At 65.0% G+C, this 10,624-nt stretch carries 11 protein-coding genes; 4 read left to right on the top strand and 7 right to left on the bottom strand.

The features are described from left to right. Window positions 1–448: 448 nt before the first annotated feature. On the top strand, window positions 449–850 hold the full coding sequence (locus tag ACMZPQ_RS21465) for a hypothetical protein (RefSeq protein WP_312647061.1): 402 nt from the start codon (window positions 449–451) through the stop codon (window positions 848–850). Between the two features lie 97 nt (window positions 851–947). Here ACMZPQ_RS21465 and ACMZPQ_RS21460 read toward each other — a convergent pair whose 3' ends face one another. The 4 genes from ACMZPQ_RS21460 to ACMZPQ_RS21445 form a co-directional block, all read right to left on the bottom strand. Further along, on the bottom strand, window positions 948–1,865 hold the full coding sequence (locus tag ACMZPQ_RS21460; RefSeq protein WP_197583911.1) for a fimbrial protein: 918 nt from the start codon (window positions 1,863–1,865) through the stop codon (window positions 948–950). Window positions 1,866–1,964: 99 nt separating this feature from the next. Further along, a complete protein-coding gene (locus ACMZPQ_RS21455) occupies window positions 1,965–2,957 on the bottom strand; it encodes a fimbrial protein (RefSeq protein ID WP_312647063.1) in 993 nt (330 codons plus the stop codon). Window positions 2,958–2,973: 16 nt separating this feature from the next. Continuing rightward, window positions 2,974–3,480: a fimbrial protein gene (locus tag ACMZPQ_RS21450; protein ID WP_197583913.1), complete on the bottom strand. Its 507-nt coding sequence runs from the start codon at window positions 3,478–3,480 to the stop codon at window positions 2,974–2,976. Further along, the gene (locus ACMZPQ_RS21445; RefSeq protein WP_312647065.1) at window positions 3,477–6,032 is read right to left on the bottom strand and encodes a fimbria/pilus outer membrane usher protein; all 2,556 of its coding nucleotides are present in this window, start codon (window positions 6,030–6,032) and stop codon (window positions 3,477–3,479) included. The genes ACMZPQ_RS21450 and ACMZPQ_RS21445 overlap by 4 nt, the downstream gene beginning before the upstream one ends. Before the next feature lie 297 nt (window positions 6,033–6,329). Between ACMZPQ_RS21445 and ACMZPQ_RS21440 the strand changes: the two genes are divergently transcribed. The 3 genes from ACMZPQ_RS21440 (at window position 6,330) to ACMZPQ_RS21430 (ending at window position 8,136) form a co-directional block, all read left to right on the top strand. After that, on the top strand, window positions 6,330–6,839 hold the full coding sequence (locus tag ACMZPQ_RS21440) for a fimbrial protein (RefSeq protein WP_197583914.1): 510 nt from the start codon (window positions 6,330–6,332) through the stop codon (window positions 6,837–6,839). Between the two features lie 53 nt (window positions 6,840–6,892). Then, window positions 6,893–7,606: a fimbrial biogenesis chaperone gene (locus ACMZPQ_RS21435; protein WP_197583916.1), complete on the top strand. Its 714-nt coding sequence runs from the start codon at window positions 6,893–6,895 to the stop codon at window positions 7,604–7,606. Between the two features lie 101 nt (window positions 7,607–7,707). Further along, window positions 7,708–8,136, top strand: coding sequence for a DUF805 domain-containing protein (locus tag ACMZPQ_RS21430; RefSeq protein ID WP_312647068.1), 429 nt, complete (start codon window positions 7,708–7,710; stop codon window positions 8,134–8,136). Window positions 8,137–8,503: 367 nt separating this feature from the next. On the opposite strand, the gene thiL is transcribed toward ACMZPQ_RS21430, so the two are convergent. From thiL to ribH, 3 genes are all read right to left on the bottom strand, one after another. Beyond that, entirely contained in the window at window positions 8,504–9,466 is a 963-nt protein-coding gene (gene thiL / locus ACMZPQ_RS21425) for a thiamine-phosphate kinase (RefSeq protein WP_197583917.1), read from the bottom strand. Window positions 9,467–9,586: 120 nt separating this feature from the next. Continuing rightward, entirely contained in the window at window positions 9,587–10,066 is a 480-nt protein-coding gene (nusB, locus tag ACMZPQ_RS21420) for a transcription antitermination factor NusB (protein WP_312647070.1), read from the bottom strand. Then, window positions 10,063–10,530, bottom strand: coding sequence for a 6,7-dimethyl-8-ribityllumazine synthase (gene ribH / locus ACMZPQ_RS21415; RefSeq protein WP_312647072.1), 468 nt, complete (start codon window positions 10,528–10,530; stop codon window positions 10,063–10,065). Before ribH ends, nusB begins: the two co-directional genes overlap by 4 nt. Between the last annotated feature and the right edge of the window lie 94 nt (window positions 10,531–10,624).

Raw genomic sequence — 10,624 nt, 5'->3', positions numbered from 1 at the left:
GCTGGTGATCCTCAACGCCCGCAAACGGGAAGCGGAGGCCCAGATGGCCTCCGCCTGACAAGACAGTTGCTACAGAGATTGTCGCAATCTGCACGCATTGACGGCTTTCGCCACGTCGCTGCAAACATTCGTACTTTTTCTATTTTCCAACTTTTCTCATTGGCAGCACGGGCGCTGCATGCAAATCATGTACGGCCACCGACAACGGGTGGCACGGGCTTCCAATCCCGTTAGTAGTGTCTGTTGGTTACGCTTGCCTGCCGGCGTCGCCCATCCCCTGTGGGTGGCGTCGGCAGGCATTCTGTCCGCGCATCTATGGCGGGCGGTGCGTGGGGGCCTCGTGCCCGCCGGCTTTTGCAGACGCTACCCGGTATTGGAACCACGCACCGTCCGCCGCCCTTGCTGTTAAGCAGGGCGGCTCCTTCGCGTAACGCATAAGGAAGCCACCATGAGCGCCAATCGCTACCCGTTCCTGTTCGCCACCCTGGGCGATCTTGCCAACCAGTTGCCCGCCGAGATTGCCGAGCCGCTGGAAACCACCCTCGCTGCAAACCCTGCCGCCAATGGCATTACCCTGCTGGATTGTCTGCAACGCATTCGCGAGGTGGAGGCAGCCGACGGCCAGCCCCTGCAGCGGAAAGGTCGTTCATCTGGCCAGTGCATGGCGCTGGCGCGCATCAACCGGGCCAATGCCGGGCTGACGGTGCTGCTGGAACTGCTGCATGCCAGCGAACGCGTGCGCGTGGATGGCGAAGAAGCGCAGCAGGTGGGCAACGACGTGCGCGAGGGCCTTTTGCTGGCATGCCGTGGGCTGTCGGAGTACGTGGATACGCAGGTCTACGTGGCCTGACCGACGCCACCGGGCTTCGGTAGAGTCGAGCTTGCTCGACTGCCTTGGCCAAGGCAGTCGAGCAAGCTCGACTCTACAAAGCGCGGCCTTCCCCCGCTCAGCGGTAATCCAGCGTCAGAATAGCCTGCCCGCTGATGCTGCCCGGCTGCAGGGCACCGCTGCTGCGGGCGTAACGCGCTTGCAGCGGCACGTCCTGCGCTCCGGCGGACGACGTGCCATGGCTCCATGTCTTGCGCAGCTCCACAGGCGTGCCACCGCGCAACAGTTCGATGCTGACACCCTTGGCGGTGCTGCCTGCTGTGGGCACCAGCCAGGTGCCCGTGTTACTGGCCTGGTTCGCATCGGTGATAGTGAAACTCAACGGAATGCCTGCCGAACTGCAGGTCATGCGCACGTTGAAGCCGGTCTCGTGTGCATGGCTGTCAGCCGCTGCCAGATCGGCCGCCTCGACATCCGGCAGCGACACCGGCGCATCGTTCAGGACACAGGACTCCACACGCATCGTCACCGATGCTGACAGCGTTGATTCGGCGCGCATGGCAAGCAGTGGGTGCTCAAGCACGTACTTCCCCAGTGGCGTGGAAGGCGCGTTGGCCATGCCGGCGCGTGCGACCACGCCGATGTAGGGTTGCGCGTACAGCTGGCCGCCACCACTGGTCCTGATGTGCAGCGCCTGCGGCTCGCCATCCTTCAGGGCAAACTGAAAGCCACCCGAGTTCGGCGAACGAACATGGAAGAAGTACAACGGCGAGGTAGCGCTGGTCTGGTAGGTCACGTAGGTCGCGCCGTCGTAGACGACCGTAGATACCGGGGTCAGGCTCTGGCCTTCCAGGCGGATGGTCAGTTCGTGAAGGTCGCTGGTGTTGCACCCGGTGAGTTTGAACTCGGGCCCCACCGCCGAGAGCAGCGCAGCGCCGGGGAAACCGACATCCTGCTGGAAGTGCGGTGCATGCCTGCTGTTGACCGTTGCGGTGCATGCCCATGCGCTACCTCCTGCGGCGCATAGCACCAGCATTGCTGCCAGATCAAAGAGGAGGCGACGGCGGCTTGGCGCTGGCGAGCGGTTCATTGGGGCGTCTTCAAAGGTGAGCGATGGGAGGAAGCCGGCGCCAAGTCAGCGGTAGGTGGCGGTGATGACCGCCTGCCCTTCCACATCACCGATCTTCAACGCGCCCGGCACGCGGGTGTAGCGTGCCTGCAGATCGATGTTCTGTTCACCACTGCCCGATGCGCCGTGGTCCCATTGCTGGCCGAGCCTCACCGGTACGCCGTTGCGCAGCAGTTCCACCTGCACGCCCTCTGCTGTTGCATGGGCGGTCGGCTTCAGCAGGCTGCCGGTGGCGGTGGGGTCATTCGCATCGGTCAGCGTCAGCTTCACCGGAATGCCCGCCGCTTCGCACTGCATCTTCACCGGGAAGGTCTGCTCATGGCTGCTGTCGCCTACCGTGCGCACTACATCGGCACTGATCTCGGTAAGCGTGAACGCCGTGTCGCTGAGGCTGCACGTGGGTTGCTCGATGTTTACCGTCACATATACCGCGTGCCGGTTGGAGTAGGTGAATTGGGTATGTTGTGCCACCTCGGTACCCAACTGGGTCAGCGGTACCGGCTGCATGCCCGCACGTGCCACCACACCCAAGTGAGGGTAGGAGAACAGTTGGTTGTTCGTTACCGTATATGAGGTCACAGGCGTTCCTACACCTTCCTTGGCGGGAATGCGCTCGAAGCCACCTGGAGCACCGGCGCCGGAGGTTTTGATGTTCATCGGAAAGAAGAACAGAGGCGACGTCGCGCTCAGTTCATACGTGACGTAGGTCTTGCCCTGGTAATCGATGGTCGATACGGCCTTCAGCCCGATGCCCTCCAGCGACACCTCCAACTGGTGCGCTCGGGGCGTGCCACAGCCATTCATCCAGGTGGCCGAGCCGGAGAGCATCGTGATGGTGCCCGGCGCATCGGTGGATTTGAGATCGGCGGTCAGATAAGCCGCATTGCTGCCCGACGACGTACAGGCCATGACATGAGCGCTAGCCAGTGGCAATAGCGCCGCAGCAACGGCGCGCAGCCGGGTGCGGGCGCTGGAACGAAGAAGTACGGGTTGTTTCACGGGACGACTCCCTGTACTACTTGTAGTCGGCGGTAACGGTGATCTGGGCCCTGACTGCACCTGCCACCAGCGGCGTTCCGGCCTTGCGGAAGTAGCCCACACCCATATCCAGCTTGGCCGTGGCTGCGCCATTGACGGCTACTTGTTTCGTCCCGCCGTCCTTGATGAAGCTCGGGCCGGTGGGACCATCCAGCAACGCCACCGCGACGCCGGTTGCCCCGCCCGTGGGCGCGTCATTCTTCCAGTGCCCGTCCTGTGCGGCATCGCCTGTGCCATTGAAGGTCAGGTCGATGCTGCCCACGCCTACACAACCGGTGAAGTTGAGCGTGGCTGTCTTCAGGCCATTGTCATGCCCGGCCTTCAGATCGGCGGCGTCGATGTCATCCAGCGCCACCGGCACATTCGCCATGGTGCAGGTACCCGGCAACACCTTGCCGGTAACGGTGATGGTGGCAGAGTCGGCATGGGCCAGCGGCGCGGCGCCGAACAGCAATGCAGCGAAAATCAGGTGCGGAAATTTCATTGGGAAGCTCCGGTAGTTGAAGAGGAAACATCGTCGGCCAGACCCTCTTGAGCCGGCGCCAGACAGCGGGCCTGGGCCCAGTACTGGCCGTGTGCATCGGGGGTCTCGGGCATGGCGTAATGCAGTCGGCAGGCGATGCCGTCTTCGGTCTGCACATGCACCAGGCCGGTGTTTTCCAGGCCACGCAGCGCCACCACACCGCCCTGCCCCACCTGGCCCAGCATCCGCCCATCGGGGTGGGCAATCTGCGCGCCGTAGGGCAGCGGCTGGCCCTCGGCATCGCTGGCGTCAATCAACCACAGGCGCTCGTTGCGGGTCTGGAAGCTGACCTTGACGATGCTTCCCGCGCTGGGCGCCACGCGCTGCGAGCTGGCCTGCACTTCCACATCCAGCGGCAGTGCGGCGGTATCCAGCTGTACCTGGTTCCAGCGGTAGGGGCTGGTATAGGGCAGCACGGCATAGCCGTTGCCAGCCACGGTAACGGTGCGGCCACTGCCCACCTTCGCGCCCTGCGCGCCCTGCGCTTCCACCAGCGCGAAGCTCTCGCCCAGCGACGGGCCAAAGTTGATGCCGCCCCGGTGCAGCACCACGCTGCCGGTGGCCCCGGCATTGAAGCTGCTGCTGCCGTTGGCGTGGCTGTAACCGGCGCTGAGATCGGCATGGCTGCCCTGGTAGCTGGCGTAGGCGTTGTAGCCGCTGCTGCCTTGGCCGCGGTTGCCCGACAGGCTGTAGGACAGCGCGCGGTCTTCGCCCAGGTTGCCGTTGACGCCCAGCTGCTGCTGGCTGCCCAGGCGGCTGTCGCTGTAGGTGGCGGTGGCGCGCGGCGCGTTGCCACTGCGGCCCAGCGGCACGCTCAGCATGAACGACAGGCGCGTATCGGGTGCGCCGTTGGCCATGCGGTAGCGCGTGGCGGACAGGGTGTAGTTGGCGCTGCGGTAGCTGCTGTGGAAGCCCAGCTGCAGATCGTTCTGCTTGCCCGGCCGGTTCCAGTAGGCGACGTGGCCGCCGCTTACATACAACTGGCTGCGCTGGCCAATGCGCTGCGAGAAGTTCACCTGGAAGCGCTGGCGGGTGCGCATGACGAACGCATCGGCGGCCTGCGGGCGGTCGAACGACAGCTGCGAGACATCGGTGAGGGTGAGGAAGCCCTCGGTGCTGTAGCGGTACGCGGCCAGGCCCAGGTTGGTGCCGGTGCGCGCCACGCTGCGCTGGTAGTTCAGGCGGTAGCTGCGGCCACTCTGCGTCGGCAGGCCCGGCACGTTGGCGCGGGCATGGGTGATGTCGGCACCGATGGCGCCGAACGGCGTGTTGAACGCTGCGCCGGCCAGGCCGGCCTGATAGTGCTCGGCTACCTGTACCCCACCCAGCAGCGTCACGCGGTTGCTGACACCACGCGCGTAGGTGCCTTCGGTGAAGCGCAGCGCGTTCTGCGCCAGGCCGGTATTGCGCAGCTCGCCCGCGGTAACGCTGAAACGATGGCTGCCTTCGCGCAGTGCCTGCGGCACGGCAGAGAACGCAACGGTAAAGCGTTCTTCGCGGCCATCGGCCTCGGTGACGGCCACTTCCAGATCGCCACTGCCGGCGTTGGGGTAGAGATCGTCGATGGCGAACGGACCGGGCGCTACCGTGGTTTCGTACAGCACCGCGCCGTTCTGGCGGATGGTGACGCGCGCATTGCTCTGCGCCACGCCACGCACCACTGGCGCATAGCCACGCAGTGAATCGGGCAGCATGCGTTCGTCGGTGGCCACGCGCACACCGGTGAAGCCGACGCTGTCGAACAGTTCGCCACCGGTATTGGCCTGGCCCAGGGTGAGCTGGCTGTTCCAGCGCGGCAGATCGCGCTGCAGCGTGCTGTTGAGCGTGGTGAAGTGCGTGCCCTGCGAGCTGTGGCTGAGCGAGCTGCGGTGGCGCAGCCGCCATGCCCCCAGATTGAGGCCGGTGGTGATGCCCGCGTAGGTGTTCTGCTGGCCCTGGTTGCGGTAGTGGTTGACGCTGTAGCCGAGGAACGCGGCGGTGATGCCGTGGTCACGCAGTTCCGGTGCGACGAAGCCACGCGCCTGCCGCTGCAGCGCGACCTGCGGCAGCGAGATATCCAGGCGCAGCTGGCTGTCGTCGTAGCGCACGCGTGCGCCTTCAATCGCTGCCTCTACATCGACGCAGTGCGGGGTGGCGGTCGCTTCCACGGCCTGGCGAGCGGCATCGCTGAGGCCCAGCGCCAGCAGCAGGTGTGCGGGCACGCAGGGCTGCGCGACATGCGGCGTATCCGAGACCACCAGGTCGATGTCATCGCGGCGGATGAACTCGCCGTTGAGGTGGATATCGACGTTGTAGCGACCCGGCTCAACCGGGTTGCCCATGCTGAAGCGTGCCAGGTCTTCGCCGACGAAGCCGCTGGCGAAGCCTTCGCTGAACTCCACTTCGCCACCCGGCCGCGCGTATGCCGGCAGCGCAGCCGCAAACACCAGCGTGGTGCTGATGGCCACAGCCAGCGCGGTATGGCGCAGGGAATACTGCGTGGCGCTTTGAGCGGGAGAGGAAGACAGGCGCATGGCGTCGACGCGGCCGCAGTGCAGCCCCGGTAGTAGTGGGAGGCGTGCAGACTAGGGCGCGACCGTGCTGGCGGATATGCAACTACTTGCAGTTTTCCCGGGATGTAAGCGTTTGCAACAAGTTGTATGGCCTGCGCCGGGCATCAGGCCGAACATGCGCCGGGCAGAAAGACGGGCGTGCCTCGCCCGTTGTCGGCAAGCCATCTACCGACGGGCATCTCGCCCACTGCCCCGGCCACCTTTCGCACAGATGACGGGTGGCGTTCCCGATTCCATTACTTGTTGAAGAGCACACCCATGAAGAACCTGAAGACCCCGATGGCGCTGGCCATCCTGCTGGCCGCTGCCCCGGCCGTGAATGCTGCCGACCTGACCATTACTGGTGAGATTGTTGAAACCACCTGCACCGCCACCATCAACGGCGGCGTGGCCGTGACGATGGGCAAGATGGATCTTGAAGATCTGAAGGGCAACGACCGTATTGGCCGCCGCGATCTGGACGTGGCCGTGGCTTGCCCGGGCGCCACCGGTTCGCACGATGTGGCGGTGAAGTTCAGCGGCCCGGCTACCGCCGACGGCGCGCTGGAGCTGACGGCCGGTGGCGCCGCAGGCGTGGCGTACAAGATCTTTGACACCACTGATACCCAGCTGAAGATCAACGCTGCTCCGACCCAGTTCGTCAACGTCACCGATACCGCACCGAATACCGTCAAGCACAGCGTCTGGTACACCAAGACCGGCGCTGCTGCCGACGTGGTGGCTGGCGTGGCCAACGCCACTGCGCAGATGGACATCATCTACAAGTAAGCGCACACCGCCCGGCGGCATGCTGCCGGGCGGCTCTTCCCGAGGAAACCTCCATGAACCTTCGCGCATGCGCGGTGATGCTGGCACTGGCCGGCGCTTCCGCAGTACTTCCGGCCTCTGCTGCAGTGACCCTGCAGGGCACGCGGGTGATCTACGACGGCAGCAAGGGCGCGGTAACGGTGAATGCCAACAACCGCGGCGACAACGTGGCCCTGGCCCAGGTGTGGCTGGACGATGGCGATGCCAGTGCCAAGGCGGGCAGCCAAAAGCTGCCGTTCGTGCTGACCCCCACCACCCGCCGCATCGATGCCGGGCATGCGCAGGCGTTCAGGCTGACCTATGCACCGATGGCCGGTGCGTCGCTGCCGGCAGACCGTGAATCGCTGCTGTACTTCAACCTGCTGGATATTCCGCCCAAGCCGGAAAACGTGGAAGGCAGGAACCTGCTGCAGTTTGCCGTGCGCACGCGGGTGAAGCTGTTCTACAGGCCCGCCGGCCTGCCGGGCCATGCGCGCGATGCGGCTGCGGCGCTGGAATGGCGTGTTGATGGCGGGGCATTGCAATTGCACAACCCGAGCGCGTACCACGTGACGCTGGCCAATCTGGTGCTGCCCGATGGCAAGACGATCGAGGTGGACATGGTGCCGCCGGGTGAGCGCATCAGCCTGCCTGTGCCCAAGGGCGCCACGGTGCCGGCCACGCTGAAATTCCAGTGGCTGGATGACTACGGCACGTCGCGCGATGCCGAGGCGAAGATCGCCCATTGAAGACGTAGAGCCGAGCCCATGCTCGGCTTTTTTCTTTGCGCCAGGCAGCCGAGCGTGGGCTCGGCTCTGCAGAAATTCGCGTTGCGATTGCAATAAGTTGCATGGAGTACCATTACCCCAGCAGCGATAGTGCGCGCTTCTTTTTTTTGAGCGTACCGATGCACAAGATGATGATTCCGCTTACCCGCTATACGCAGTTCAGCGGGCGCGCCAGCCGAAGTGAGTTCTGGTGGTTCCAGTTGTTCGTTCTGATCCTGTTCCTGCCGGTGATGGTTCTTGGATACCTGGGAGCACTCAATGGATCGAATACGCTGTCCCTGCTTTCTGGCGGCTTGAACATCGTGCTGTCGCTGGGCCTATTCCTACCCATGATTTCGGTGGCGGTACGTCGACTGCACGATACTGACCGTTCTGGCTGGTGGTATCTGCTCGCCTTCATTCCGATTATCGGATTGGTGATGTTGGTGTTCATGCTGTTGCCGGGCACGCCGGGTGATAACCGTTTCGGCGCGCCTGTTCCGCACATGTAACTGCCGCGCTTTGGTAGGTGTCGACCTTGGTCGACAAGGTGTTGGCAGGGACGCCGGACACATTCTTGCCAACCAAGGTTGGCACCCATCAGAGCAATTCCGGCACGCCCCGCATGGGTAGGTATCGACCTTGGTCGACACGGTGTTGGCGCGGACGCCTGACACATTCGTGCCAACCAAGGTTGGCACCCACCAGAGCAAGTGACTCCTGACACATTCGTGCCAACCAAGTTTGGCACCCATCAGAGCAATTCCGGCACGCCGCGCACGGGTAGGTGTCGACCTTGGTCGACACGGTGTTGGCACGGATGCCGGACACATTCGTGCCAACCAAGGTTGGCACCCACCAGAGCAGGTATTGCTGCTTCTACGCGAAGTGCTGGTAACCGCCGCTGGCGGGTTCGCCGTCCACGTGTACGCCCTGCCCTTCGGCAATGCGGCCGATGCGGGCAAGCGGCAGGTCCAGCGATTCGGCCAGGTAATGCAGCGCGTCGCGCTGGTCGGCGGCGGCAGTGAAGCACAGTTCGTAGTCGTCGCCGCCGCGCAGTGCGCACTCGCGCGCTTGTTCGCGACCCATCAGTTCGCGCAGCTCTGGCGAGATCGGCAACATGTCAGCGTCCACATGCACGGCGACGCCACTGCGTGCGGCAATATGCCCGGAGTCGGCCAGCAGGCCGTCTGATACATCCACGGCCGCATGCGCGAAGGCGCGCAGGCGCAGGCCGAGGGTTACACGCGGCGTGGGCCGCAACAGGCGCAGGCGCAGGTACTCGTAGTCGGCCAGCAGCGTGGCGGTGGCCACGTTCAGGGCGCCCTGCTGCCAGAGCTTCAATGCGCCGCTGGCATCGCCCAGCGTGCCACTCACCCAGAGATCGTCACCCACCTGCGCGCGATCACGACGCAGCGCTTGGCCTCGGCCCACCTGCCCCATCGCGGTCACCGACAGCGACAGCGGGCCGCGCGTAGTGTCGCCACCAATCAGCGCGATATCGTGCTGGTCGGCCAGTGCGAAGAAACCATCGGCAAAGCCTTCGATCCAGTCTTCGGAGGTTTCCGGCAACGACAGTGCCAGCGTGCACCAGGACGGGCGCGCGCCCATCGCGGCCAGGTCGGACAGATTGACCGCCAGCGTCTTCCAGCCGATGTCGAAGGCGGGGGTTTCCACCGGGAAGTGCACGCCGCTGTTGAGCGTGTCGGCAGTGACCACCAGCTGTTCGTTGGCGCGCGGCTGCAGCAGTGCGGCGTCGTCGCCGATGCCGAGCAGGATGTCGTCGCGCTCCAGGGTGCGGGCGCGGATGCGGTCGATGAGGGCGAATTCGGCCAGGGACATGGGGCGTTCCCGCTGTTGTACGTGCCGCGCAGTGCGCGGTGGGCGGTAGTGCCGGCCGCTGACCGGCAACCTCAGGATCCCTGCAGCTGCCGGCCAGCGGCCGGCACTACCACGGGCGGGTCAGTGACCCGATTCGACCTTGCGCCATTCCACGGCGGCACGATCCAGCACGCCGTTGACGTAGGTGTGGCCGTGCTCGGAACCAAAACGCTTGGCCGATTCGATGGCTTCGTTGATGACCACGCGGTACGGGACGTCCAGGCGGTAGCGCAGCTCGTAGCCGGCCAGGCGCAGCACGGCGCGTTCGATCGCGTCCACTTCGTCAATGCCACGATCCAGGTACGGGGCGAACGCCTCGTCGATGTCACGACGGTTGTCCAGCACGCCATGCACCAGCGCTTCGAAATAGGCCAGATCGGCGATTTCGCGGGCCTGCTCGTGGGCGAACTGGGCGATCAACGACTGCGCGTTGCCGCCTGAGATCTGCCAGGCGTAGATGGCCTGCACGGCACGGCGGCGCGCGCGCGAGCGCAGCACCGGATCGACGCCATCACGGCGGACGGGTTTACCGGAGGGCTTGCCCTGGGTGTTCTTGTTCATGGCAGTTGCTCCAGCAGGTTGACCATTTCCAATGCGGCGAGTGCGACTTCCTCGCCCTTGTTGCCGTGGCTGCCGCCTGCGCGGGCCTCGGCGTCTTCTACACGTTCCACTGCCAGCACGCCGTTCAGCACCGGCACGCCGAAATCCAGCTGCACGCGCATCAGGCCTTCGGCGCAGCGGTCGGCCACGTGTTCGTAGTGGCGGGTGTCGCCACGGATCACGCAGCCCAGGGTGAGGATGGCGGCGTGTTCATGCGCAGCGGCCAGGCGTGCGGCCACCAGCGGCAGTTCCCAGGCACCCGGCACACGGATCACGTCGATGTTGGCTTCGCTGATGCCGTTGCCGGCCAGGCTCTGGCGGGCGCCAGCGACCAGCGTGTCGGTGATGCGGGCATTCCAGCGGCTGGCCAGGATGGCGAAGCGCGCCGACTCGGGAGTGCGAAGATCGCCTTCGTAGTGGCTCATATGCGGCTTGGGGATTCGGTTAGGGGGTAATTCTACCGCATGGTGTGCCGACCAACGGTCGGCATCCACCGGTAGTGGGGGGGGGGGGGGGGGG

This window comes from Stenotrophomonas maltophilia (genome assembly GCF_047497515.2).
GTDB lineage: Bacteria > Pseudomonadota > Gammaproteobacteria > Xanthomonadales > Xanthomonadaceae > Stenotrophomonas.
Note: the sequence above shows the minus strand (reverse complement) of the source record. Positions and strands in the feature narration are given on the sequence as shown.